Annotated in this window: 25 protein-coding genes; 18 read left to right on the top strand and 7 right to left on the bottom strand. The window is 45.5% G+C overall.

Going from position 1 to position 22,527, the window contains the following annotated elements:
* Window positions 1-85: 85 nt before the first annotated feature.
* Complete coding sequence (locus QWZ05_RS09595; protein WP_264874911.1) at window positions 86-799, bottom strand: outer membrane protein OmpK; 714 nt, start codon at window positions 797-799, stop codon at window positions 86-88.
* Between the two features lie 330 nt (window positions 800-1,129).
* Here QWZ05_RS09595 and QWZ05_RS09590 point away from each other — a divergent pair, with 330 nt between their 5' ends.
* Genes QWZ05_RS09590 through QWZ05_RS09575 form a run of 4 tightly spaced genes read left to right on the top strand, consistent with a single transcriptional unit; the run spans window position 1,130 to window position 4,437 of the window.
* Entirely contained in the window at window positions 1,130-1,711 is a 582-nt protein-coding gene (locus QWZ05_RS09590) for an LON peptidase substrate-binding domain-containing protein (RefSeq protein WP_290298164.1), read from the top strand.
* A gap of 13 nt (window positions 1,712-1,724) precedes the next feature.
* On the top strand, window positions 1,725-3,104 hold the full coding sequence (locus QWZ05_RS09585) for a DUF4397 domain-containing protein (RefSeq protein WP_290298162.1): 1,380 nt from the start codon (window positions 1,725-1,727) through the stop codon (window positions 3,102-3,104).
* Window positions 3,105-3,154: 50 nt separating this feature from the next.
* Window positions 3,155-3,739 (top strand): sigma-70 family RNA polymerase sigma factor, encoded by a 585-nt coding sequence (locus QWZ05_RS09580; protein WP_264874914.1) that lies wholly within the window; start codon window positions 3,155-3,157, stop codon window positions 3,737-3,739.
* The gene (locus tag QWZ05_RS09575) at window positions 3,736-4,437 is read left to right on the top strand and encodes a ChrR family anti-sigma-E factor (RefSeq protein ID WP_290298159.1); all 702 of its coding nucleotides are present in this window, start codon (window positions 3,736-3,738) and stop codon (window positions 4,435-4,437) included. The genes QWZ05_RS09580 and QWZ05_RS09575 overlap by 4 nt, the downstream gene beginning before the upstream one ends.
* A gap of 73 nt (window positions 4,438-4,510) precedes the next feature.
* Here the strand turns inward: QWZ05_RS09575 and QWZ05_RS09570 are convergent, their stop codons facing one another.
* The 4 genes from QWZ05_RS09570 to QWZ05_RS09555 form a co-directional block, all read right to left on the bottom strand.
* Complete coding sequence (locus QWZ05_RS09570) at window positions 4,511-5,869, bottom strand: AmpG family muropeptide MFS transporter (RefSeq protein ID WP_290298157.1); 1,359 nt, start codon at window positions 5,867-5,869, stop codon at window positions 4,511-4,513.
* 70 nt (window positions 5,870-5,939) lie between these two features.
* Window positions 5,940-6,485 carry a peptidylprolyl isomerase gene (locus QWZ05_RS09565; protein WP_264874918.1) on the bottom strand — a complete coding sequence of 182 codons (546 nt, stop codon included), beginning with the start codon at window positions 6,483-6,485 and terminating at the stop codon, window positions 5,940-5,942.
* Window positions 6,485-7,054 carry a YajG family lipoprotein gene (locus QWZ05_RS09560; RefSeq protein WP_264874919.1) on the bottom strand — a complete coding sequence of 190 codons (570 nt, stop codon included), beginning with the start codon at window positions 7,052-7,054 and terminating at the stop codon, window positions 6,485-6,487. The genes QWZ05_RS09565 and QWZ05_RS09560 overlap by 1 nt, the downstream gene beginning before the upstream one ends.
* A gap of 12 nt (window positions 7,055-7,066) precedes the next feature.
* Entirely contained in the window at window positions 7,067-8,194 is a 1,128-nt protein-coding gene (locus QWZ05_RS09555) for a methyltransferase (protein ID WP_290300774.1), read from the bottom strand.
* A gap of 174 nt (window positions 8,195-8,368) precedes the next feature.
* Between QWZ05_RS09555 and bolA the strand changes: the two genes are divergently transcribed.
* The 9 genes from bolA (at window position 8,369) to nqrM (ending at window position 16,351) form a co-directional block, all read left to right on the top strand.
* Window positions 8,369-8,695: a transcriptional regulator BolA gene (gene bolA / locus QWZ05_RS09550; protein WP_289961977.1), complete on the top strand. Its 327-nt coding sequence runs from the start codon at window positions 8,369-8,371 to the stop codon at window positions 8,693-8,695.
* A 408-nt stretch (window positions 8,696-9,103) separates the two neighbouring features.
* Window positions 9,104-10,444, top strand: a complete 1,341-nt coding sequence (locus QWZ05_RS09545) for a Na(+)-translocating NADH-quinone reductase subunit A (RefSeq protein WP_290298155.1) — start codon at window positions 9,104-9,106, stop codon at window positions 10,442-10,444.
* A gap of 5 nt (window positions 10,445-10,449) precedes the next feature.
* Entirely contained in the window at window positions 10,450-11,694 is a 1,245-nt protein-coding gene (locus QWZ05_RS09540) for an NADH:ubiquinone reductase (Na(+)-transporting) subunit B (RefSeq protein ID WP_264874921.1), read from the top strand.
* Complete coding sequence (locus QWZ05_RS09535; protein WP_264874922.1) at window positions 11,684-12,451, top strand: Na(+)-translocating NADH-quinone reductase subunit C; 768 nt, start codon at window positions 11,684-11,686, stop codon at window positions 12,449-12,451. The genes QWZ05_RS09540 and QWZ05_RS09535 overlap by 11 nt, the downstream gene beginning before the upstream one ends.
* Entirely contained in the window at window positions 12,451-13,083 is a 633-nt protein-coding gene (locus QWZ05_RS09530) for an NADH:ubiquinone reductase (Na(+)-transporting) subunit D (protein WP_264874923.1), read from the top strand. The genes QWZ05_RS09535 and QWZ05_RS09530 overlap by 1 nt, the downstream gene beginning before the upstream one ends.
* A 7-nt stretch (window positions 13,084-13,090) precedes the next feature.
* Window positions 13,091-13,687, top strand: coding sequence for an NADH:ubiquinone reductase (Na(+)-transporting) subunit E (gene nqrE / locus QWZ05_RS09525; RefSeq protein ID WP_264874924.1), 597 nt, complete (start codon window positions 13,091-13,093; stop codon window positions 13,685-13,687).
* 33 nt (window positions 13,688-13,720) lie between these two features.
* Window positions 13,721-14,947 carry an NADH:ubiquinone reductase (Na(+)-transporting) subunit F gene (gene nqrF, locus QWZ05_RS09520; RefSeq protein WP_264874926.1) on the top strand — a complete coding sequence of 409 codons (1,227 nt, stop codon included), beginning with the start codon at window positions 13,721-13,723 and terminating at the stop codon, window positions 14,945-14,947.
* A 160-nt stretch (window positions 14,948-15,107) separates the two neighbouring features.
* A complete protein-coding gene (locus QWZ05_RS09515) occupies window positions 15,108-16,109 on the top strand; it encodes an FAD:protein FMN transferase (RefSeq protein ID WP_264874927.1) in 1,002 nt (333 codons plus the stop codon).
* An 8-nt stretch (window positions 16,110-16,117) separates the two neighbouring features.
* Complete coding sequence (gene nqrM / locus QWZ05_RS09510; protein ID WP_164647542.1) at window positions 16,118-16,351, top strand: (Na+)-NQR maturation NqrM; 234 nt, start codon at window positions 16,118-16,120, stop codon at window positions 16,349-16,351.
* Window positions 16,352-16,398: 47 nt separating this feature from the next.
* Here nqrM and QWZ05_RS09505 read toward each other — a convergent pair whose 3' ends face one another.
* Window positions 16,399-16,812: a type IV pilin protein gene (locus QWZ05_RS09505; RefSeq protein ID WP_290300773.1), complete on the bottom strand. Its 414-nt coding sequence runs from the start codon at window positions 16,810-16,812 to the stop codon at window positions 16,399-16,401.
* A gap of 117 nt (window positions 16,813-16,929) precedes the next feature.
* Between QWZ05_RS09505 and QWZ05_RS09500 the strand changes: the two genes are divergently transcribed.
* The 5 genes from QWZ05_RS09500 (at window position 16,930) to QWZ05_RS09480 (ending at window position 21,563) form a co-directional block, all read left to right on the top strand.
* Complete coding sequence (locus QWZ05_RS09500) at window positions 16,930-17,448, top strand: pilus assembly FimT family protein (protein ID WP_290298149.1); 519 nt, start codon at window positions 16,930-16,932, stop codon at window positions 17,446-17,448.
* 12 nt (window positions 17,449-17,460) lie between these two features.
* Window positions 17,461-18,093: a PilW family protein gene (locus QWZ05_RS09495; protein ID WP_373875499.1), complete on the top strand. Its 633-nt coding sequence runs from the start codon at window positions 17,461-17,463 to the stop codon at window positions 18,091-18,093.
* Window positions 18,090-19,325, top strand: coding sequence for a hypothetical protein (locus tag QWZ05_RS09490; RefSeq protein ID WP_290298147.1), 1,236 nt, complete (start codon window positions 18,090-18,092; stop codon window positions 19,323-19,325). The genes QWZ05_RS09495 and QWZ05_RS09490 overlap by 4 nt, the downstream gene beginning before the upstream one ends.
* On the top strand, window positions 19,315-19,728 hold the full coding sequence (locus QWZ05_RS09485) for a type IV pilus modification PilV family protein (RefSeq protein WP_290298145.1): 414 nt from the start codon (window positions 19,315-19,317) through the stop codon (window positions 19,726-19,728). The genes QWZ05_RS09490 and QWZ05_RS09485 overlap by 11 nt, the downstream gene beginning before the upstream one ends.
* 275 nt (window positions 19,729-20,003) lie before the next feature.
* Window positions 20,004-21,563 carry an AbgT family transporter gene (locus QWZ05_RS09480; protein ID WP_264874932.1) on the top strand — a complete coding sequence of 520 codons (1,560 nt, stop codon included), beginning with the start codon at window positions 20,004-20,006 and terminating at the stop codon, window positions 21,561-21,563.
* An 81-nt stretch (window positions 21,564-21,644) separates the two neighbouring features.
* Here the strand turns inward: QWZ05_RS09480 and fghA are convergent, their stop codons facing one another.
* Entirely contained in the window at window positions 21,645-22,505 is an 861-nt protein-coding gene (gene fghA / locus QWZ05_RS09475) for an S-formylglutathione hydrolase (RefSeq protein ID WP_264874933.1), read from the bottom strand.
* Window positions 22,506-22,527 lie beyond the last annotated feature (22 nt).

The following is a 22,527-nucleotide window of genomic DNA, read 5'->3' as shown; positions in this document are numbered from 1 at the left end:
GCTAAGGATAATTAAGCGTGAAGGGAATGCAATAAAAATGGCGCTCGATGAGCGCCATTTTTGGATTCTATAACTTCAAGTTGGATTAGAAGTTGTATTTTGCTGTAAAGATAGCGCCGTAGTTACCATCTTGAGCGTAAGTACCTAGTTTGTGGTAGCCATAACGGTATTGAAGACCAAGGTCAAAGTTTTCTACTGGTGTGTGGTACCACGCAGCGATCGCGCCGTTGTGTGAGTATGATTTGCCATCAAACTTGCTGTCTTTAGCAAACTGAGTTTCGTGCCAGTTAGTGATAGAGAATTGCTCGTTGATTGGCAGTACTAGCAAGTGACCGTACATAGCACCGTTAAAATCAGCACTGTTTGAATCATTGTTTGAGTAAACCGCACCAAGGAATGGTTTGAACAAGATTTTGCCAAAGTCGAAACCGTTATATTGAAGACCTGCAACCCAATCAGTTGAGTAGAAGTCATTGCCACTTTCTAGTGATTGAGCGTGAAATACTTGACCGTAAACAGCAAAGTCACTTTGGCCAATGTTTAGAGCTACATTCTGTTTTACAGAAAGGCCTTTATCAGGGTAAGTAGTTTCGAAATCAATGAAGCCGTAGTGAGAACCCCAAGTGTAGCCTGCACCGTATTCTACTTCTAGGAAACCAAGTTGATCGTGGTGTGGGTTTGCGTCAAACCATTCAATGTGGTTCAAAGACACTGAACCAAAGTCATATAGTTTTTCTGCTTGAGCTGAAGTAGCAGCTGCTGCTGCAATCATAGCTAGAGATAGAAGTGATTTACGCATACTGGGAACTCTCTAAAAAGATAAATGAACTTTATGGCGAACAATCTTTGTTCACCTTGTTTACGGAGCAGAATGATAGCGATTTAAATCTCAAATAAAAGTGATCGAAACGATAAATTGCATTCTTTTGTGTGACCTGAATCACAAAAACAATTAATTAAAGGGAACTTTTTGAGAACTTATACAAACGTTTGCGCAAATGTTTGCTTTTTGTTGCCTTTAAAGTGTGATCTGGATCAGCTTGGTTTGTTGGGTGTTCTCACAATTCTTTTGATCTGCGGTGTGTTTATCTCGTAGCAAATCAGTGACCAAAACGAGAGGTTCTAATTTATGTCAAACATCATGCTTTTTCCGTTGCGTTCAGTGGTGTTTCCCAAAGGGAAACTCAAACTGCGCATTTTTGAACCGCGCTACTTACGCATGGTGAAAGAGTGCTTTCGCAACGATGAAGGCTTTGGTATGTGTTTGATTAATGATGAGGGCGCGCCACCTCCTCGCAACGTGTCGACTCACGGAACATACGTCAACATTGTTGATTTCGAAGAACTTGAAGATGGCATGTTAGGGATCACTGTAATCGGTGATAAAACATTCGAGACACTGCAGATTTCCGTTGAAAAAGACGGGCTTCGAAGAGCGGATGTTAACTGGATGCCACCATGGCCACAGGCAATGATAGACAATGAGTTCGAGTATGTAAGCGCTCATTTACGCTCAGTCTATGAACATTTCCCGCAAATTTCTGAAATGTATGACTCGTGCCACTTTGAAGATGCTGTTTGGGTATCTCAAAGGTGGCTAGAGTTGCTGCCGCTGAAAGTCAGCCATTTTGATTTTCTTTCAGTGCAAGCAAACAGTGATGAGGCTTTAATGTTCTTGTCACAGGCTATCGAGTCTCCGAAATCGCATTAGAGGAATTGGAACAATGAAAAAACTAACACTTGCGACACTGATGGCAACCAGTGTGGCTCTTATCGGCTGTGATGACGACGATGATGTCTCTGTCGCGGCAGTATCAAGTACTCAAACTTACCTGCAAGCAGTCCACGCTTCACCAGATGCGCCCCGAGCGAATGTGTGGCTCAATGACGAGGCCGCACTGACAGATGTCGATTACGCAATGGCGTCAGGCTTCTTACCGATTAACGCAGGAATAAACGCTGTACAAGTCGACGTCCAGCTACCAGGTACTGACGTGCTCACTGTCGTGCCACGCAGCGAAATCGATTTCGCTGAAGACACCAGTTACACCGTTTTTGTCGTCGGTGATGCAGATGGAGCAAATAACCTCGTTGAGCCGCTGATTGTGACCAGACCATCAGCAGGCAGCGCGGATTCAAGCTCGCTGGACGTCCAAGTCGTTCATGCCGCATCTGGCGTGGGTGACGTTAACGTTTATGTCACGGGTCCGAGTGCAACAATTTCTGAATCGACGCCTCTTGCAACACTCGGCTACAAAGACTTTACCGGCGTAGTGAATGTGCCTGCTGGTTCTTATCGAGTACGTTTAGAGACCGTGGACGGTAGTGTGGTGGCCTTTGACTCCGGTGCCATCGATTTAGCAGCAGGTAGCGAGCTCACCGTTGCAGCTGTGATAAACCCTGATTCGTCAGAGTCCGCATCGCCCGTCAAGCTTATGGTACTTTATGGCACTAACACTGCGATCGTACACGACACTAACGATCCAGCAGAAGTCCGTGTCGGCCACCTAGTTGATGGTGCTCCTGCAGTAGACATTAGTTTGAATGGATCGCCGGTTGAAGCTCTACAGGGTGTCCCATTTAAAACCGTATCAGGCTTTCTTGACCTCGCAGCTGGCGATTATGACATTGATGTGTTCGTCGGAGGCACAACGACATCTTTGATAGACGTAGATGGTTTATCTCTGGCTGGAGGCGGCAACTATAGTGTTCTCGCTGTGCTAACAACGGCGTCACCACTCGCAATAGAGCCTTTGGTTATTGAAGATAAACGACGCAGTGTTGCGACCAGCGCTATACTTAACGTAGTACACGCCGCTGGCAATCCGATCGCTGAGTCGGTGGATGTCTACCTCACGGCAAACGCCTCGATCGAAGGAAGTGATCCAGCCCTCAGTGCTTTTACGTACAAAGACAGTATACAAGGCATTTATGTCGCAGAGGGTGACTACTTCTTAACAGTTACAGTAGCAGGCCAGCCTACTGTGGTAGCCATCGATGCGGTTCCTGTTTCGGTACAAAACGGAGTCGTCTACTCAGCGATAGCGATTGATGATGCTAGTGGGACAGGGTTCAGTGTTTTACTCGCAGACATCACTGATTAACTGATTGTTGGAAAGGGGTGGCTCGCTCACCCCAAAACTAAGGACAAAGCATGGCGGAAAGAAACAGTCAAAGTTTTACTCGTCAAGAGTGGACTGAGCTCATGAGCAGGGTTAAGGCTCGTGATAAAGAGGCGTTTGCCGTCATCTTTAGTCATTTTGCTCCACGATTGAAGCAGTTCACCTACAAGCACATGGGTCAAGAGCAAGTCGCGCTAGAAATGGTGCAAGAGACGATGACGATAGTGTGGCAAAAAGCGCACTTATTTGATGGCAGTAAGAGTTCTCTTTCTACTTGGGTTTATACGGTTGCACGAAACCTGTGCTTCGATGCGCTGCGTAAATATAAAGGTCGTGCTTCACACATTAGCACTGAGGATATCTGGCCAGCAGATTATTGTCCGCCAGACCTCGTTGAGCATTATGCTCCCGAGCATGAGATGCTCAAAGAGCAGGTAGTGAAGTATTTAGACAAACTCCCTGAGGCGCAAAGAACAGTAGTACAAGCTGTCTATTTGGAAGAACTCCCTCAGCAACAAGTCGCGGATATGCTCAATATTCCGCTCGGCACTGTTAAGTCACGCTTACGACTTGCAGTAGAAAAACTTAGAATTTCTATTGAGGCAGACCAATTATGAAGATTCATCCTTCTCATCAACAGCTAACACACTATTGCGAAGGGGCTTTGGACGATGTGAATGGATTCACTATCTCTCTTCATTTAGAGCAATGTAGTGAATGTAAAGCAAAAGCGTCTGAGCTTGAAGCACGATGCGCTAACCTACTATTTGAAGCGGATGTTGCGCACAGTACAGACAACAATGACTCAAAAGCGCTGGAAGATATGCTAGACGCGATAACTGCCATTGAATCCTCTTTGGAGGCGCGACAATCGCCCCTTTTAACTGAGGAAAGCAACGACCAAGCGACGATTAGTACACCTAACGGAAAGACGTTCGTTTTACCTAGGATTTTGAGCAGACATGTTGAGCGCATAAGCGATTGGACGAGTTACGGGGGCAAGGTGTATAGCGCGGCTATAGACCTTGACACTCAAGCTCGCGTCAATCTTTTGTACATCAACGAAGACGCACAAGTGCCGCAGCACACGCACAAGGGCGAAGAGACAACTGTGATTCTGCATGGTGGTTTTAGCGACGAAGATGGCCATTATCACGCGGGTGATTTTCTCACCAGAGATACGTCTCACAAGCATGCGCCGTTTACGCAAGCGGGTGAAGACTGCTTGTGTCTTACCGTATTGACAGAACCAATGATTTTCACTCAAGGGGTGGCAAGGATCTTCAACCTATTCGGCAAGGGGATGTATCCTTAACGAACGAGGAAGACAACAATGGGAAGGCGAATAGCCTTCCCATTTTTTATGCGGTTTGGTCAATGATAGGCAATTAGTCTGTACGCTGTTGTGATCGGTTAATAATATCTTTGAAGTAGTGTCTCAAAGAGTAGAGCATAATTAGACTTGGAATGACCATAAGTGCAGTAATAACGAAGAATAGCGACCAGTCATTTAACCAATCAGCTAACTCACCACTGAATGAGGCCAGTGTGGTTCTGCCTAAGTTCCCCAGCGATGCGAGTAGTGCATATTGAGTTGCAGAGAATGCCTGGCCTGTTAACACGGTCAAGAACGAAACAAAAGCCACAGTCGAGAATGCGGTCGTGAAGTTATCAACAAAGATAGTCGCGAGGAATAAGGTTTCGCTAGGGCCCACTTTTGCAATCCATGCAAACATCAGGTTACTGGCTGACATCGCAATGCCACCGATCATTAAGCCGCGAACAATGCCGAAGCGGACATTAAACATGCTGCCCACGAGAGTGAAGAGCATGGTTGTGCCCCAACCGAGCAATTTCGAGTAGTAGCCAATCTGTTCATTACTAAATCCGATCTCTTTATAGAAGGTGATCGACATACGCCCCAAGAAGGCCTCACCAATCTTAAATAGAAACACAAAGAGCAGAAGAGTGATGGCGACTCGCACGCCATTACGCTTAAAGAAGTCAATAAAGGGTTCAATCAAGGTTACGCTAAGCCAGGCAACCAGTTTCGATTTAACCAGTTTGTTGTGGCGTGCTTCGGCTTGTGCCTGCAGCGCATCTCGATTGGTGATGGGCTCGCCAACCAGTAGAGTAAAGACCATCAATAATACAATGATGAAGGCCATGCCATTGTATACACCATTCCAGCCCATGCTGTCTGCGTTGATAAAGGCAAGATAGCCAGGAAGAGAGTAGCCAGTCCACCAACCGATCACCGCCATGGCGGATGCCTGAGGGAGCTTTGATGCTTCAGTTTTAGGAAAAGTATCAATACGATAGGCGTCAATCGCAATATCTTGAGTCGCTGAGGCAATGGCAATACCGAGCGCGAGCATCGAGGTAAACATCAAGTTCTCTGCAGGGTCTACACCAGCAATAAATAGGGTGGCGATTAAAACCAAGCTTTGGCACAAGAGAATCCAGCTACGGCGTTGTCCTAACCAACGATGCAGCAGAGGCAGTTTGACACGATCGACCAAAGGCGCCCATAAGAAGTTGATCGCGTAGACCACAAACACGCTGCCAAAATAGCCAATAGCAGAGCGAGTCAAACCCGCATCAGTTAACCAACCAGACATGTTCGAGCCAATCAATACCCAAGGGAAGCCGCTTGAGCAACCGAGCATGAACACCCAGAGTAAGCGCTTGTCGTGGTAACTTTTTAGGGTTTCACCCCAAGAAGGTGAAGAAGAATTGAGAGACATGGTCTTCCTTGAGGTGTATGGCTTGGTATAGATGATGAATGCGGAGAGGCATACTCTCCGCGTCATCATATTAGTCTAGAAGGGTTACTTTGGTGATTACAACGGTTTGCGATGGTACGTCTTGCATACGACCCGCGCGTGTTGTTGGAATTTGGCCAATTTTGATTATCGTATCAAAGCCTTCGGTTACGTGACCGAATACAGCGTAACCGTCAGAGCGACTGCTTGCATTAAGGAAGTCATTATCAGCGTAATTGATGAAAAACTGACGCGTTGCAGAGTGAGGGTTATTGGTACGTGCCATGGCAATAGTCGCTGTATCGTTTTTCAGACCGTTACTCGCTTCATTTTTAATTGGCTCGTAAGTGCCGATTTGCTTCATATCTTTATTGAAGCCACCACCTTGAGCCATAAAGCCAGGGATCACACGATGGAAGATCGTGCCCTCGTAGCTGCCATCTTCTACGTAACGTAGAAAGTTCTCAACAGTAATTGGGGCTTTCTCTTCATTGAGCTCAAGGGTAAAGCTACCTTGATTGGTTTCAAATTGAACCTTTGGGCCTGCAAACGCAAAGCTGCTGACAAGGGCAGCACATAAAAGCATGAGTTTTTTCATTAGAAGCGATCCTTCATGTAGTTTTGTAGCTCTTTATCTTTGGAAATCTCGACTAACACGAGGTCAGTAACATCATTAAGAACGGTTTGAACCTCTTCTTTAGAAGCGCTGAATGAGCCGGTTTTTTGTGCTGTGCCTGTGTACGTTTTAACCATTTTTCCAGTCGGTGTTTCAAGTGTAAGCACTAAAGTCACATGAGCGTTCATCTCATTGCTCATCATCGTTTGAGTAACGTTGACTAACGCCTCTTGAATATCAAGCTCAATAGAGCTGTCGCTGTTGACTGAGTTACGGAAACCTTGAGAGGCAAACTGGTCAGCAAGGGCATTTTCTAGTGTGATGCGTAAGTTTTGGCGAGCATGGATAGGCTCGATGTTAGAACGACCACTATCGAGTAGCGCAACATATTGCGCTGAGCGAGAATCACGACTTGTTAACGTATAGCTTTTGCCAGAAACGATATCGCTATTACTTAATACAGATTTTGGCATGAAATCTATCTGCTCTTGCTGCGGCGCAGCACATGCCGTAAGGAGTGCAACAGAGGCGGCGAGAATCAGTTTTTTCATGGTGAGTTCCTTTTACTTTGTAGCTTCTAAAATCACAAACTTGTTGTTACTGGCGACTATTCGCACTTGCTCTTTGGTGAACAGTCTCGATAACTTGTTATGGTAGCCGAGGTGACGGTTTCCAATGACTAATAATTTCCCTCCCTTATCAAGAACATGCTTTGCATCACAGAACATTTGCCAAGCAATATGATCCGTCACCGCTTGCTGTTGGTGAAAAGGGGGGTTACAGACGATTAAGTCAGCACTGTTGGCCGGAAAATTGTCTAAACAGTTATTTGCGATACCTTCGTATTTTGCGCGGATATTGTTGGCGGTTAAATTGCGCATCGCTGACTCTACCGCCATATAACTTTCATCAACACAAGTTAATGAAATATCGGGATTTAACTGCCCAAGTCGAACTGACAATACACCATTTCCACAGCCTAAATCTATCACTCTTGACTGGTGTAGATTGTCAGGTAAGTGTTGGAGAATAAAACGAGCGCCAAGATCGAGGCTTTCTCCTGAGTAAACATTGGCCAAATTGGTTAGGTGAATGTCATATTCATCCACCGTCCAATCATGACTCTCCACCACCTGCTCTGAAATAGAATGATCAACCGCAGAGAAAACGAGGCGATGCTTTTTCCATGCGAGTGAGGTTTTTGTCTCTCCCAGATAGCGTTCAAACATCTTGAGTGTGGAACTGTGGATATCTTTTGCTTTATTGACCGCAATCACAGGTGTTGCGTGCGGCAAAAGCGTGCGAAGTTGACTCAGTTGCCATGTCAGCATGCGATTGCTTTTTGGTAGTTGCATTAACACCAAATCGATATCTTCGGGCAGTACATCGGTACTTTTTAATACTACCGGAGGAGATATGTGATTCTTGTCTAAGTTCATCTTCATCGCACTCGTGGCGATAAAAGAATCTGTCATAGTAAAGACATGACATTTGTCACACAAAAAGCACGATAATGCCCCAAAAGAGTCATTTAAAATCAGCACCTTTTTGTGTTTAATGAGCTCGTTTTCAACCAAGTGATTGATCAAGTACTCATCCCCAGCATCCCACGCTTGTAGCGTCTCATTGGAGCGGATAGGGTATCTATGTAGTGTCAAGGTTTGATCGTGGAGTGAAAGCTCAGTTTTCATTATTGATAATTTTGCCATTTTTCGTTGTTTCTATTGTCTCAAATGTTGTTAGAGCAAGAAACCAAAACCTTTTGTACTAGACTTAAAGTTCACTGTTTAGTGGTAAATGGCTCAGTACACAAACAATCAAATATTGAAATACTGTTCACAGTATAGCAGCAGGGTAGCGTCGTTATGATTCAAGAAAAAATAGAGACAAAGCTTCACAGCGCGTTCGATCCCAGTCACCTACAAGTGATTGATGAGAGTTACATGCACAGTGTTCCTGTCGGTTCAGAAAGCCACTTTAAAGTCATTATTGTCACCAAACAATTCGAAGGGCAGCGTCTGATTGCGCGTCATAGAATGGTGAATCAGGTGTTATCTGAAGAACTAGCCAATGAGATTCACGCTTTGGCTATGCATACCTACACGGAAGAGGAGTGGCGACAAGAGCAAGGTTTTGCGCCAGACAGTCCGATGTGTATGGGAGGCAGCAAGAAGCAACCGACCGTTGAATGAACGCTTTTGAGACGTGAGTGACGGAATCGTTTTGACGACGTCGTGAACACGCATGAGTGTTTATTAAATGTTAATTTAAAATATTGCAAAATATTAACGCACATATCCCTCCCATTTAGCTTACCTAACAAAGTGTGTGCGTTCGCTCAAAAATATGAGTTTTGTTTTACATAGTTGCCTTATTTACTGACATTTTCTCTATCTTATAGGGGGTTTGGTCATGGCATATTTTCCACAAAAAATGCTACACTACCGGACCTGATAGGTCTCAGTGCAGTTATGTAGCGAGACTATTAATAGGATGTTGCGATTCTGGCTGCCGGAGTGAGCCAGAACCGGACACTGATGTCGTGTCTTAAATTACGCAATTAAAAGAATCTTTTTCCCGATAAAGTAGTGCAAGTGCGTATGATTACAATAAAGAAGGGACTGGATCTTCCGATCGCGGGAGCTCCATCTCAGGTGATTAGTGATGGCAAAGCCATCAACAAAGTCGCCTTGCTTGGCGAAGAGTACGTGGGTATGCGTCCAACAATGCATATTCGCGTAGGCGATGAAGTAAAGAAAGGTCAAATTCTTTTTGAAGATAAAAAGAATCCTGGCGTGAAATTTACTTCACCAGCAAGCGGTAAAGTGATCGAGGTTAACCGTGGCGCGAAGCGTGTACTTCAGTCAGTAGTGATTGAAGTGGCAGGCAACGAGCAGGTGACGTTCGATAAGTTTGAAGCAGGTCAATTGGCCGGTTTGGATCGTGAAGTGATCTCAAATCAGTTGGTTGAATCTGGTCTTTGGACCGCTTTACGTACTCGACCGTTCAGCAAGGTACCTGCCGTAGGCTCAACTACCCAAGCTATCTTCGTAACAGCAATGGATACCAATCCTCTTGCTGCAGAGCCTGAATTGATTATCAATGAGCAACCAGAAGCATTCGTTGCTGGTCTTGATATTCTTTGTGCTCTGACTGAAGGCAAGGTTTATGTGTGCAAAAAAGGCACAAGTTTACCGCGCTCAGGTCAATCTAATGTTGAAGAACATGTGTTCTCAGGTCCGCACCCAGCGGGTCTTGTAGGGACTCACATGCATTTCCTTTACCCTGTTAACGCTGAAAATATCGCGTGGAACATTGGTTATCAAGACGTGATTGCGTTTGGTAAGTTGTTCCTGACTGGTGAACTCTACACCGACCGCGTTATCTCAGTTGCAGGCCCAGTTGTGAACAATCCTCGTTTGATTCGTACAACTCTAGGAGCAAGCCTAGAAAATGTTACTGATAACGAGTTGATGCCAGGTGAAGTACGTGTGATTTCAGGTTCTGTACTAACAGGTACTCATGCAACAGGTCCTCACGCTTATCTTGGTCGTTATCACAACCAAATCTCTGTATTACGCGAAGGTCGTGATAAAGAGTTGTTTGGCTGGGCGATGCCAGGTAAGAACAAGTTCTCTGTAACTCGCTCTTTCCTTGGTCACCTATTCAAAGGTCAGTTGTTCAACATGACAACTACGACTAATGGTAGTGACCGTGCGATGGTTCCAATTGGTAACTACGAACGCGTAATGCCGTTAGATATGGAACCGACACTGCTGCTTCGTGATCTATGTGCAGGTGATATCGATAGTGCTCAGGCACTGGGTGCACTTGAACTAGATGAAGAAGATCTAGCGTTGTGTACCTTTGTTTGTCCAGGTAAATACGAGTACGGTCAACTGCTTCGTGAATGCCTAGACACGATTGAGAAGGAAGGGTAATCCTCATGGCTCTTAAGAAGTTTCTTGAAGACATCGAGCATCATTTTGAACCCGGCGGCAAACACGAAAAGTGGTTTGCTCTCTATGAAGCAGCGGCAACGCTGTTCTACACGCCTGGTCTTGTCACTAAAAAGAGCTCGCACGTACGTGATAGCGTTGACCTAAAACGCATCATGATCATGGTTTGGTTCGCTGTATTCCCGGCAATGTTCTGGGGTATGTACAACGCGGGTGGGCAGGCAATTACTGCGCTTAACCACCTTTATGTTGGCGACCAGCTTAACCAAGTAATTGCAGGTAACTGGCACTACTGGCTAACCGAGATGCTCGGCGGGACACTCACCGCAGAGGCCGGTTGGGCAAGTAAGATGCTGTTAGGTGCAACCTACTTCCTACCTATCTATGCAACGGTATTTATCGTTGGTGGTTTCTGGGAAGTACTGTTCTGTATGGTTCGTAAGCACGAAGTTAACGAAGGTTTCTTTGTGACTTCAATCTTGTTTGCTTTGATCGTTCCACCAACGCTACCTCTTTGGCAAGCGGCACTAGGTATTACCTTTGGTGTTGTTGTTGCAAAAGAGATCTTCGGTGGTACTGGCCGCAACTTCCTAAACCCGGCTTTAGCTGGTCGTGCATTCCTATTCTTTGCTTACCCAGCACAAATCTCGGGTGACGTAGTTTGGACTGCTGCTGACGGCTTCTCTGGTGCAACAGCACTAAGCCAGTGGGCACAGGGCGGTAACGGCGAGCTTATGAATGTAGTTACTGGCGCGCCTATCACTTGGATGGATGCGTTCATTGGTAACATTCCAGGCTCTATCGGTGAAGTATCGACGCTAGCGCTGATAATTGGTGCTGCAATGATAGTCTACATGCGAATCGCATCGTGGCGCATCATCGCAGGTGTTATGGTTGGTATGATTGCAGTTTCAACACTGTTCAACGTCATCGGTTCAGACACTAACCCAATGTTCAGCATGCCTTGGCACTGGCACCTAGTACTTGGTGGTTTTGCATTCGGTATGTTCTTCATGGCGACTGACCCAGTGTCGGCATCATTTACTAATACAGGTAAATGGTGGTACGGCATCTTGATTGGCGCAATGTGTGTAATGATTCGTGTGGTTAACCCAGCATACCCAGAAGGTATGATGCTGGCTATCCTATTCGCGAACCTGTTTGCACCTTTGTTCGACCACGTTGTAATCGAGAAGAACATCAAACGGAGACTAGCGCGCTATGGCAAGTAATAACGATAGCATTAAAAAGACGCTGGGCGTTGTTGTCGGACTTAGCTTAGTTTGTTCAATCATCGTATCAGCGGCAGCAGTGGGCCTTCGCAGCAAGCAACAAGCCAACGCTGTGCTTGATAAGCAGAGCAAGATTGTTGAAGTCGCAGGCATCTCAGCTGAGGGTTCAGTACCTGAGCTTTTTGCCGAGTACATCGAGCCTCGCTTGGTAAACTTTGATACCGGCGAATACGTTGAAGGCGATGCGCAAGCATACGACCAACGTAAGGCAGCGAAAGATCCTGCAACGTCAGTTCGCTTAGCTTCAGATGAAGATAACGCTAAAATCCTACGCCGTGCTAACACGGGTGTGGTTTACCTAGTGAAAGCAGAAGATGGTTTCTCAAAAGTCATCCTTCCTGTTCACGGTAACGGTCTTTGGTCAATGATGTACGCTTTTGTTGCTGTTGAAAGTGACGGTAACACAGTATCGGGCATCACTTACTACGAGCAAGGTGAAACACCTGGACTTGGTGGTGAAGTTGAGAACCCAGCATGGCGTGCACAGTTTGTGGGTAAAAAACTGTTTGATGAAAACCACAAACCAGCAATCCAAATCGTGAAAGGCGGCGCACCAGCCGGTTCTGAACACGGTGTTGACGGCCTATCTGGCGCAACACTGACCGGCAACGGTGTTCAGGGCACTTTCGACTTCTGGTTGGGTGACATGGGCTTTGGTCCATACCTTACCTCAGTTCGTGATGGAGGCTTGAACTAATGTCAGCGACTAAAGACATGAAACAAAACCTAGTCTCGCCAATCTTGGATAACAACCCGATTGCGCTTCAGGTTCTAGGTGTATGTTCTGCATTGGCAGTAACGACCAAGCTTGAAACAGCATTTGTAATGACACTCGCGGTAATCTTCGTTACGGCACTGTCTAACTTCTCTGTTTCTCTAATCCGTAACCACATTCCAAACAGTGTGCGTATCATCGTTCAGATGGCGATCATCGCTTCATTGGTAATCGTGGTAGACCAAGTGTTGAAGGCATACCTTTACGACATCTCTAAGCAGTTGTCGGTATTCGTAGGTCTTATCATCACTAACTGTATCGTTATGGGCCGTGCAGAGGCATATGCGATGAAGTCAGAGCCAATTCCTTCTTTGATTGATGGTATTGGTAACGGTCTAGGTTACGGTTTTGTACTCATCACAGTAGGCTTCTTCCGTGAACTGTTTGGTTCAGGCAAGCTATTTGGTATGGAAGTATTGCCGCTTGTGAGCAATGGTGGTTGGTATCAGCCAAACGGTATGATGCTACTCGCACCATCCGCTTTCTTCTTGATCGGTTTCCTAATTTGGGCAATCCGTGTGTTCAAGCCTGAACAAGTAGAAGCGAAGGAGTAAGGACGTTATGGAACATTACATTAGCTTATTAGTTAAATCGATTTTCATCGAAAACTTGGCTCTTTCTTTCTTCCTGGGTATGTGTACATTCCTAGCGGTTTCTAAGAAAGTAAAAACGTCATTTGGCCTAGGTGTCGCGGTTGTTGTTGTATTGACTATCGCAGTACCAGTGAACAACCTTCTTTACAACCTAGTGTTGAAAGAAAACGTGTTAGTTGAAGGTGTTGATCTTAGCTTCTTGAACTTCATTACGTTCATTGGTGTTATCGCTGCTTTGGTACAGATTCTAGAGATGGTGTTAGACCGTTTCTTCCCGCCGCTATATAACGCGCTGGGTATCTTCCTACCTCTTATCACGGTGAACTGTGCGATCTTCGGTGGTGTATCTTTCATGGTACAGCGCGACTACAACTTCGCAGAATCAGTCGTTTACGGCTTCGGTTCTGGTATCGGCTGGATGCTAGCAATCGTAGCGCTTGCAGGTATTCGTGAGAAGATGAAGTACTCTGATGTGCCTCCGGGTCTACGCGGCCTTGGTATCACGTTCATCACAGTAGGTCTTATGGCGTTAGGCTTTATGTCTTTCTCTGGTGTTCAACTGTAATTCGGGTAAACCGTAACAATTAAGGAATAATCAATGAATACTATTATTCTTGGTGTAGTGATGTTTACCCTAATCGTACTGGCTCTAGTATTAGTGATTCTATTCGCTAAATCTAAGCTCGTACCATCAGGTGACATTACGATCGCTGTGAACGATGACCCATCATTGGCGATCGTTACACAACCAGGCGGAAAGCTGTTGAGCGCTCTAGCGGGCGCTGGCGTATTCGTTTCTTCTGCTTGTGGTGGCGGTGGCTCATGTGGTCAGTGTCGCGTAAAAGTAAAATCAGGCGGTGGTGACATTCTGCCAACCGAGCTTGACCATATTACTAAAGGTGAAGCGCGCGAGGGTGAACGTCTAGCATGTCAGGTTGCAATGAAAACTGACATGGACATCGAGCTTCCAGAAGAAATTTTTGGTGTTAAAAAGTGGGAATGTACGGTTATCTCTAACGATAACAAAGCGACATTCATCAAAGAGCTTAAACTTCAAATCCCAGATGGTGAATCAGTACCTTTCCGTGCTGGTGGTTACATCCAGATTGAAGCGCCTGCTCACCACGTTAAATACGCTGACTTCGATGTACCTGAGGAATATCGTGAAGACTGGGATAAGTTCAACTTGTTCCGTTACGAGTCTAAGGTTAACGAAGAGACAATCCGTGCATACTCAATGGCTAACTACCCAGAAGAGCACGGCATTATTATGCTGAACGTGCGTATTGCAACTCCGCCACCAAACAACCCTGATGTGCCACCAGGCATCATGTCTTCATTTATCTGGTCTCTTAAAGAGGGTGATAAGTGTACGATTTCTGGTCCATTTGGTGAGTTCTTCGCGAAAGATACTGACGCAGAAATGGTCTTTGTCGGCGGCGGTGCGGGTATGGCACCAATGCGCTCACATATCTTCGATCAGCTAAAACGTCTGCACTCTAAGCGTAAGATGTCTTTCTGGTACGGTGCTCGCTCTAAACGTGAAATGTTCTACGTAGAAGACTTTGACGGCCTACAAGCTGAAAATGACAACTTCGTATGGCACTGTGCGCTGTCTGATCCAATGCCAGAAGATAACTGGGATGGTTACACAGGCTTCATTCACAACGTGCTTTACGAGAACTACCTGCGTGATCACGAAGCGCCAGAAGATTGTGAATACTACATGTGTGGTCCACCAATGATGAACGCAGCTGTTATCGGCATGCTAAAAGACCTTGGTGTTGAAGAAGAGAATATCCTTCTTGATGACTTCGGTGGCTAATCCCACAAGTACATAAGTTAGCAAGCATTTTGCTAACGTATTGATACTAATGGCTGACTCATAGAGTCAGCCATTGTTTTTGAAAGAGAGTGTTTATAGTAGAGAGTCGATTTAGCTCTGTACTATGAATATTTAAAAATTGGATTTAAGGAGTGAATGAGTGAAAGTTTGGCTTGTTGCATTAGCTTCCTTGTTGGCACTCGTAGGTTGTGAGCAACCTCGTCAGCAAGTGCATTTAAGTGGCCCAACTATGGGCACAAGTTACAATATTAAGTACATTAGCCAAGAAGGTCTTCCTACCTCAGAGGCAGTACAACAAGAAATCGATCGCTTGCTGGAAGAGGTGAACGATCAAATGTCTACCTATCGAGCGGATTCTGAGCTAAGCCGATTCAATCAGCATACAAGCAGTGAGCCTTTTGAGGTATCACCACAAACAGCCCTTGTGGTGAAAGAAGCGATTCGCTTGAACGGTCTAACTCAAGGCGCACTCGATGTGACGGTAGGGCCTCTGGTCAATCTCTGGGGGTTTGGCCCAGAAGCACGCCGAGATAAAGTGCCAAGTGATGAGAAGCTGGCTGAACGTAAAGCGATGACAGGTATCCACCACTTAAAGATTGACGGAAATGCGTTAACTAAAGATATTCCTGAACTTTATGTAGACCTTTCTACTATCGCAAAAGGCTGGGGAGTGGACGTATTAGCCGAGTATCTGAATGACCTAGGGATTAACGACTATATGGTCGAAGTCGGCGGTGAGATGCGTCTAAAAGGCGTGAACCGTGAAAGTATCCCTTGGCGTATCGCGATAGAAAAGCCGACAGCGGATGAGCGCTCGATTCAAGAGATTATTGAGCCTGGTGATATGGCCGTGGCCACCTCTGGCGACTACCGTAATTACTTTGAGCGAAATGGCGTAAGATATTCACACATCATTGACCCACACACAGGCAAGCCGATTAATAATTATGTGGTTTCCGTGACGGTGATTGATGCTTCTTCAATGACTGCTGATGGCTTAGCCACAGGTCTTATGGTGATGGGTGAAGAAGCGGGTATGGCCGTTGCCGAGCTGGAAAATATTCCAGCAATGATGATAATTAAGACAGAAGATGGGTTTGTAGAGCGCGTATCAAGCGCTTACAAGCAATATCAGAATTAGAGGTAAGCATGAGCACATTTTTAATTACATTTGGTGTTTTCTTAGCGGTCATTGCAGCAATGGCAGTAGGTTACATCTTCCAGAAAAAAGTGGTTAAAGGCAGCTGTGGCGGTCTAGGCGCAGTAGGCATTGATAAAGTGTGTAACTGCCCTGAGCCTTGTGATGCGCGTAAAAAACGTGAAGCGCGTGAAGCGGCTCGAGCAGAAAAGCTCGCGGCGTGGGATAAAGACCGCATCGCATAAATTGTTTTGGGCTGAACTCTCAGCCCAATTTTTCCCTTTCTTTATTGTTACCAACACTCAGAGGGCTCAGCTTGACCAGCTTGGTTGAGTGTTAGCTCTGAATAACGGCTCCCATTACACTTATCTTTGTTTTGCCCCCTTGTTGCCAGTGGCGTTGCGCTAATGCTGTATTGAGAGCCAGAAATAGTGATATCGATATCATAGCGCTGACTGTCTGTATCGCAGACTAAGCACAAGCCTCCCGATAGCACTTCATTAGTGCTATAGCCAGACGTATAACCTTTTTCTAAAAGTAACTGAATTTTCAACATATCCGCTTTGGCACTTTGTCGGTGCGACTGAGTAACATGTTGGGTATAGCTCGGATAAGCAATACTCGTAAGCACGGCAATGATCACAACGGCAATCAATATTTCGATCAATGTCATGCCCCGATGTCGCTTTACTCTGTTGTTACACATTTCTTTTTGAATCATTTCCATACACTGTTTTATTCAACTTAAACCAGTGTTCATTGCTGATAGCATTTGTTCAATAGTTATCCATTGAATATCAGTGTTTACAGGGAGTTTTTCGAGTTGAATCGCGGGTTTACCTTGTTGGAGTTGTTGATCACGCTAGTGGTTTTAGCCCTGTTGATCAGCTGGGCTGCTCCTAGTTATAAGGCTGTAACAGAAAGCAGCAAGATGAAACGGCTAGCGGCAGAACTGCATGGCATCGTGTTGTTAGGCAAGTCGCAAGCGGTGCTAAGGCGTGAGCGCCTATGGGCACATGTGATTATGTCTGGTGTGTCATCGGCCGATGGGCAATGGAAAATTGAACTAACGGATAATGAAACCCCAGGTTCCGGTGATGTGTTGCAAAAGCTCGATGGTAATGAGTTTCGAGGTCTGGTTGTTGAGGTTGGGTATGCTTCAAATCAAATCAGTTTTGATGATGTGCATGGTCGCCCGTCTTCCGGCAATATCAAGTTTCATCCAATAGCTAGCGCTGACCAATCACTTAAACTTATTTCACACACGCAGTCGGCTCGGGTGCGTGTGTGTAGCGACAGTGACAATAATGAGAACTTCTATGGTTTTGCATTGTGTAACTAGAAGGGAGTCTAGATGTCGATAAACAAGCAGATTGGAGCTGGGCTTATTGAGCTAATGATTGCATCGGTCATCGGCATTGTTGCTCTGATGGCCATTGGTTCTTTGTACATCAATGTGCACAAAGTGGCGGCAGAGCGCTATAAACAACTAACCTTGCTTCAAAATACGGCGAGTGTCGTTCAGATGCTCAGCAGTGATCTCCAGCGTGCCGGGTATGATGGAAATAATGGTTACTCTGTGCGGATATCGGGTGCAACAGATACGTTATATACCCTCAATGGTGTTAATCATGGGTTGGTAGCGTACGCCTATCAGGTAGGTACATCAGGCGCTTTGCCTTTGTATAAAAATGTTGTGTATCAACAGCGCAGTGGAGCAAGCAACTCGCTATTGGTGTGTGAAAAAAAACGTACCACACTCATGGATATCAATGAGGTGGTTAATCTGACCGGAACAGGAACTTGCTTTAATCTTTTTGATAGCAAAGTGATAGAGCTCAGCAACTTTGAGGTGAAAAGCGAAAGAGTAGAGGGCCTAAAAGCAAGAACGGCGCTAGTCAGCATCGAAGTTGTGACTCACATTACAGACCAACCAAGCATAGAGTCAAGGCAGGCACTAACCATCAAGCAGAGGAATTGGCAGTGAGACAAAAACAAACCGGAGCGGCAGTACTCTTTGTGGTCAGTGCTTTACTTTTGGTGGTGTTGATTATGGTTTTGGGCAGCTATAAGTCGCTCTATTTTCAAATTAAGAGAGCAAATAACCATATAGAGGCTCGGCAGGTGCATTGGTTGGCTGAGGGTGGGTTGGAGTGTGGCTGGGCTCAGTTTAAAGTTCAGAGAAGTGTACCTCTGAATATAACGGATTGTGATACAGGTTTTGGTGTGTTCCCCACATTTATAGCCAGCTCATACGGTTATCGTGTTTCATCCAGTGCAGGTTACAAAAGCTTGCATAAGGCGATCCTCCTGTCGGGAAGTTTAGATTTTGGAGCAATGCAGTCGAGCGCTGATATTTATTTTAATTCAAGCGCGACATTTTCTACCCCAGATCCAGGGTTGCTAGGAACGGATGGGTGGGAGTGCATCGCACTGCGTTATAAGAATAGGTTTTATTCAGCAGTTTCTGATAACAAAGGCATTATCCACGGTGAGCCTCCGTACACCAATTTTACTAACCCTACGAATCAAGATTGTGCAAATACAAGTGCTAATAACCATATGACATCGGTTTTAAGTGGTGTTGGAGGAGGCAAGGACTTTTTAAAGGATAGTGACGTAACACCATTTGAATCTTATTTTGGTGTCAAATCAGAGAAACATAATGAGGTTCGAGATAATGGTGTATTTAATATAATCTCTGCTGCAGGCGCGCAATGTGGAATAGCATTGATTGATGCAATTCAAGCAGGGCATCATCACCTTTGGGTGGAAGGGCATTGTGAAATTAAAATCACCGACTACAACAACTTAGTTGATGCTACTCAAAGTACAGATGGGGTGACAGTTCTTGTTCATGATGGCTTGTTTTCAATCATGGGAGCTCCAAGCTCTGGAGCGTCTGACAATAAATTTAAAGGTGTCCTGTTCCACTTCAACTATGACTATACTCCAACACCCGCCGACTGGTCAGGGTTTGATGCGAACAATCATTTGCATCACTCTTCAAGTGTCGTAGAAGCGTCTTATAGAACGATTGCCTCTTATTATCAGCATGGGTCATTTACTGTCTCAGGCGGTCAATATTTCGATAGTACAGATCAGGCAGCAGTTTTTTTTGATTCATTAGACTTTAGATACAATAAGGACATAATCGATAATTCTAGAAGCGCACTCATTACTCCTCGATGGCAAAGAGGCTCTTGGCATGATCTCTAAACAATATGGCTTTAGTCTTATCGAAGTGCTGATAGCTTTTCTATTGCTTGGGGTTGGGGCCATCAGCCTGATGAAGTTACAAGTACACATGGAGCAGCAGTCCAACTATGCAGTAAAAAGCCTTGAGGCCCTTCGTTTAGCAGAAAACCAACTCGAGTGGTTCCGCACTCGGGGGGCGTCAGATGCATTCTCTACGATTTCTACGGCTAGTTTTGCAGCAATAGAAACAGGAGCAATCTCTGCGGGGGATTATACCCTTGAATGGACAGTACCTGCTGCGACCGTATCGGGGGCATTAAAAACCGTCACCATCAAATCAAGTTGGCAGGATAGGCTCGGTGAAACCCAGTCGGTAGAGCTAAAAACCATGATCTCTAAATACAGTGAGTTTAGTGACAATTAGCTGCTATTTTTCTTGAATACTACCCCAAAGCTGAAAATCGGCAACTTCCGCCATACATCAATGAGTTTTCATAGTGGTAGGTAAATTGTTTTACAGTTGAGAGTGTTAGTGTGTATTTCCTGTTACACGCCCATGGCGTTTTTGCAAAATATCTCACTAATATTACATTTTGCTACAGTTATTTGTGCTTTCTTTATTCGAATTGACTACAATACCCGCCGAAAATAGACTCGATTCGAAGTCATTCAAAGCAACACAAAACATGTGGACTAATCATGAGTAACCAAGCAATTAATAAAGCACCAGAGCCGAAGCCGAGCGGCATGGATCGCTTTTTGAACTTTATTGAGCGAGCAGGTAACAAAATTCCTGATCCAGCAATCCTGTTCTTCTGGGCACTAGTTATCGTATGGGTAGCATCAGCTGCACTTTCAAACGTCTCTTTTGACCTGATCAACCCGCGTACTGGTGACGCTCTAGAAGTTACAAACCTTCTAACTGGTGAAGCTCTAGCGAGTTTCCTAGCAAATATGGTGACAACCTTTACTGGCTTCGCACCTCTAGGTATCGTTTTAGTAGCGATGCTAGGTGTTGGTGTTGCTGACTCTTCAGGCTTCATCACTACTGGCCTTAAGAAGATGCTGAACTTCACACCAGCGAAACTTCTAACACCAATGCTTATCTTGGTTGCTATCGTATCGCACACTGCTGCGGACGCAGGTTACGTTCTTGTTATTCCTCTAGGTGGTATCATCTTCCACGCAGCAGGTCGTCACCCTCTAGCTGGTATTGCAGCTGCGTTTGCTGGTGTATCGGGCGGTTTTGCTGCGAACTTTGTTCCATCTGGTATCGACCCACTACTAGCTGGCTTTACACAAACAGCTGCTAACGTACTGGATCCAGAGTACATCGTTAACCCACTATCAAATATCTTCTTTACTGGTCTATCTTCAATTCTGATTGTGACTATCGGTTGGATTGTGACAGAGAAGGTTATTGAACCTCGCCTTGCTAATACTGAGATTGATGAAGATGCTGAAGAGGCACCAGATCTTGGTACTTTCACTGAAACTGAATCAAAAGCTTTCCGCGCTGCGGGTTGGGCTATGGTTGCGGGTATCGCGCTGCTTGTAGCAGCTATCATCCCTGAGTCTTCAGCGTTGCGTTCTCCTGAAGGTGAAATCACAGCATTTTCTGCACCACTGATGCAGTCAATCGTACCGTTAATCTTCATCCTGTTTATCATTCCAGGCTATGTTTACGGTCGCGTTTCAGGCACATTTAAGAACAGCAACGATGTAATTAAAGCGATGGGCGACACAATGTCGACTATGGGCGCTTACATTGTAATGTCATTCTTCTGTGCTCAGTTCCTAGCGGCTTTCGCACAGTCAAACATCGGTACTATGCTAGCGCTTTATGGTGCTGAAGGTCTTAAAGCGATGAACCTTGCTGGTGAAGCAACCATCGTTGGTATGATTCTTCTAACGGCATTCGTTAACCTATTGGTTGGTTCTGCTTCTGCGAAGTGGGCATTGATTGGTCCTATCCTTGTACCAATGCTAATGGCAGTAGGTATCTCTCCAGAGCTATCTCAAGCAGCGTACCGTGTTGGTGATTCTGTATCGAACATTATCTCTCCACTGATGGTATTCTTCCCACTAGTTGTGGTTTACTGTCAGCGTTATGTTAAGTCGACAGGTATCGGTACACTAGCTTCTCTAATGATGCCTTACTCTATTGCGATGCTAATTGGTTGGACTATCTTCCTACTGGCATACTGGGCTCTAGGTATCCCTCTAGGTATTCAAGCACCTTACACTTACACAATGTAAACCGCTTATACTCCAGATATTCAAAGCCCGTCTTCATGACGGGCTTTGTGTTTTTATGGGGTTGGATAGGTTCGTGTTGTGTTACTCATCGTCAGTGTTTGGGAACAGGTGTGTGGCGTGAAAGTCGAGGTGCTCTTCAATAAAGCTCTGAATAAAGAAATAGCTATGGTCATAACCCGCCTGCATTCTTAGCTCAATAACGTGACCAGTTTGCTCGGCTGCAGCCATTAGTTTCTCCGGTTGCAGTTGCTCCGTTAAAAAGCTGTCGCTATCACCCTGATCAATAAGGATCGGTGGAATACTGCTTTGTGTTTTTAGCAGTTCGACACTGTCGTATTGAGCCCAAGTTGTTCGATCATCACCAAGGTAGTGATGGAAGGCTTTTTGCCCCCAAGGGCAGTTCATCGGGTTTACAATCGGGCTAAAAGCAGAAATAGAACAGAAAGACTCTGGGTGTTTTAGGCCAATAGTTAGTGCACCATGCCCCCCCATACTGTGGCCAGAAATCGCCCGTTGCTGCGTTACTGGAAAATGCGCTTCAATCAGATTTGGTAGCTCATCAACAATGTAGCTGTACATTTGATAGTGCCCAGACCATGGGGGTTGACTGGCATTGAGGTAAAAACCTGCGCCTAAGCCAAAATCGTATGCACCGTTGGGATCATCTGGAACCTTGTCTCCGCGAGGGCTGGTATCTGGGGCGACAATAGCTATACCTAACTCTGCTGCTTTGCGAAAGGCTCCTGCTTTTTGCATGAAGTTCTCGTCGGTACATGTCAGGCCTGATAGCCAGTACATAACTGGAACAGGTGTCTCTTTCGTGGCATTAGGCGGCAAAAATATCGCGAAACGCATGTCGCAATCGAGAGCGGTTGAAGTGTGTGTGTACTGCTTATGCCAACCGCCAAACACCTTGGCTTGGCTGATGTTTTCTAAGTTCATTGTTGAGTGATCCTAAAAGACG

It is taken from the genome of Vibrio agarivorans (assembly GCF_030409635.1).
Taxonomy (GTDB): domain Bacteria; phylum Pseudomonadota; class Gammaproteobacteria; order Enterobacterales; family Vibrionaceae; genus Vibrio; species Vibrio agarivorans.
This window is presented reverse-complemented; position numbering and strand designations above follow the sequence as displayed.

Excerpts from the sequence above, each read along its gene's own strand:
- QWZ05_RS09595 (WP_264874911.1), bottom strand. The coding sequence starts at position 799 with ATGCGTAAATCACTTCTATCTCTAGCTATGATTGCAGCAGCAGCTGCT.
- QWZ05_RS09555 (WP_290300774.1), bottom strand. The coding sequence starts at position 8,194 with ATGAAAACTGAGCTTTCACTCCACGATCAAACCTTGACACTACATAGA.
- QWZ05_RS09570 (WP_290298157.1), bottom strand. The coding sequence starts at position 5,869 with ATGTCTCTCAATTCTTCTTCACCTTCTTGGGGTGAAACCCTAAAAAGT.
- QWZ05_RS09530 (WP_264874923.1), top strand. The coding sequence starts at position 12,451 with ATGTCAGCGACTAAAGACATGAAACAAAACCTAGTCTCGCCAATCTTG.
- QWZ05_RS09545 (WP_290298155.1), top strand. The coding sequence starts at position 9,104 with ATGATTACAATAAAGAAGGGACTGGATCTTCCGATCGCGGGAGCTCCA.
- QWZ05_RS09575 (WP_290298159.1), top strand. The coding sequence starts at position 3,736 with ATGAAGATTCATCCTTCTCATCAACAGCTAACACACTATTGCGAAGGG.
- QWZ05_RS09495 (WP_373875499.1), top strand. The coding sequence starts at position 17,461 with ATGTCGATAAACAAGCAGATTGGAGCTGGGCTTATTGAGCTAATGATT.
- nqrF (WP_264874926.1), top strand. The coding sequence starts at position 13,721 with ATGAATACTATTATTCTTGGTGTAGTGATGTTTACCCTAATCGTACTG.
- bolA (WP_289961977.1), top strand. The coding sequence starts at position 8,369 with ATGATTCAAGAAAAAATAGAGACAAAGCTTCACAGCGCGTTCGATCCC.
- nqrM (WP_164647542.1), top strand. The coding sequence starts at position 16,118 with ATGAGCACATTTTTAATTACATTTGGTGTTTTCTTAGCGGTCATTGCA.
- QWZ05_RS09540 (WP_264874921.1), top strand. The coding sequence starts at position 10,450 with ATGGCTCTTAAGAAGTTTCTTGAAGACATCGAGCATCATTTTGAACCC.
- QWZ05_RS09480 (WP_264874932.1), top strand. The coding sequence starts at position 20,004 with ATGAGTAACCAAGCAATTAATAAAGCACCAGAGCCGAAGCCGAGCGGC.
- QWZ05_RS09590 (WP_290298164.1), top strand. The coding sequence starts at position 1,130 with ATGTCAAACATCATGCTTTTTCCGTTGCGTTCAGTGGTGTTTCCCAAA.
- nqrE (WP_264874924.1), top strand. The coding sequence starts at position 13,091 with ATGGAACATTACATTAGCTTATTAGTTAAATCGATTTTCATCGAAAAC.
- QWZ05_RS09565 (WP_264874918.1), bottom strand. The coding sequence starts at position 6,485 with ATGAAAAAACTCATGCTTTTATGTGCTGCCCTTGTCAGCAGCTTTGCG.
- QWZ05_RS09585 (WP_290298162.1), top strand. The coding sequence starts at position 1,725 with ATGAAAAAACTAACACTTGCGACACTGATGGCAACCAGTGTGGCTCTT.
- QWZ05_RS09485 (WP_290298145.1), top strand. The coding sequence starts at position 19,315 with ATGATCTCTAAACAATATGGCTTTAGTCTTATCGAAGTGCTGATAGCT.
- QWZ05_RS09505 (WP_290300773.1), bottom strand. The coding sequence starts at position 16,812 with ATGTGTAACAACAGAGTAAAGCGACATCGGGGCATGACATTGATCGAA.
- QWZ05_RS09580 (WP_264874914.1), top strand. The coding sequence starts at position 3,155 with ATGGCGGAAAGAAACAGTCAAAGTTTTACTCGTCAAGAGTGGACTGAG.
- QWZ05_RS09535 (WP_264874922.1), top strand. The coding sequence starts at position 11,684 with ATGGCAAGTAATAACGATAGCATTAAAAAGACGCTGGGCGTTGTTGTC.
- QWZ05_RS09560 (WP_264874919.1), bottom strand. The coding sequence starts at position 7,054 with ATGAAAAAACTGATTCTCGCCGCCTCTGTTGCACTCCTTACGGCATGT.
- fghA (WP_264874933.1), bottom strand. The coding sequence starts at position 22,505 with ATGAACTTAGAAAACATCAGCCAAGCCAAGGTGTTTGGCGGTTGGCAT.